The following is a 573-nucleotide window of genomic DNA, read 5'->3' as shown; positions in this document are numbered from 1 at the left end:
ATGTACTACCTAAAATATGACTAGTATTTAACCAAGAGGGATAACTATTGGTTTTTTTTGGGAGTGCTTGAAAATGTGTTGGGAAAAATATTTATATTCTTCTAAAGGTGTTGATACTCTATCTGATTATGACCGTGCGTGGTTTTTTTGTGATCACATAAACTTAATTGGGCAACTAGATGCTATAAAAAGTTTGTTAAAAAATAATTCGCAAGAATATAAGAAATTGAATAAAAAAATTGATGATGCAAATTCTGGTGACGATTTTGCAGACCTTGTGGAACATAGCATTTATATACTATCAGCACACAGTATGGCAGCAGTTGGGATGCTTGCTCCTTTTACTGAGTCACTTTTTTATACTTCATTTAAAAAAATAGGTGAATATTATCAGAATTATGACTTAAGTCTGCCAAATGGCAGGCGAAAAAAAATAGAAGAAAATAAAATGTGGGATTGTCATTATTACTTAAATCAAAATGGAAAGACAAGTAAAGGTATTACTAAAGGAATTTTACAATTAGCTGACTATCTAGAAATGAGATCAAGTTGGCCTGATCCTAATAACTTAAG

The 573-nt window shown here is 30.9% G+C and carries 1 protein-coding gene; it reads left to right on the top strand.

Annotated elements, in window-relative coordinates; all coding sequences use genetic code 11:
* Nucleotides 1-73: 73 nt before the first annotated feature.
* A partial coding sequence (locus KCG35_RS26120; RefSeq protein WP_215822857.1) for a hypothetical protein occupies nt 74-573 on the top strand: 500 nt, incomplete at its 3' end.

Origin of the sequence: Zooshikella harenae, from assembly GCF_018837975.1 — a bacterium.
Taxonomy (GTDB): Bacteria; Pseudomonadota; Gammaproteobacteria; order Pseudomonadales; family Zooshikellaceae; genus Zooshikella; species Zooshikella harenae.
This window is presented reverse-complemented; position numbering and strand designations above follow the sequence as displayed.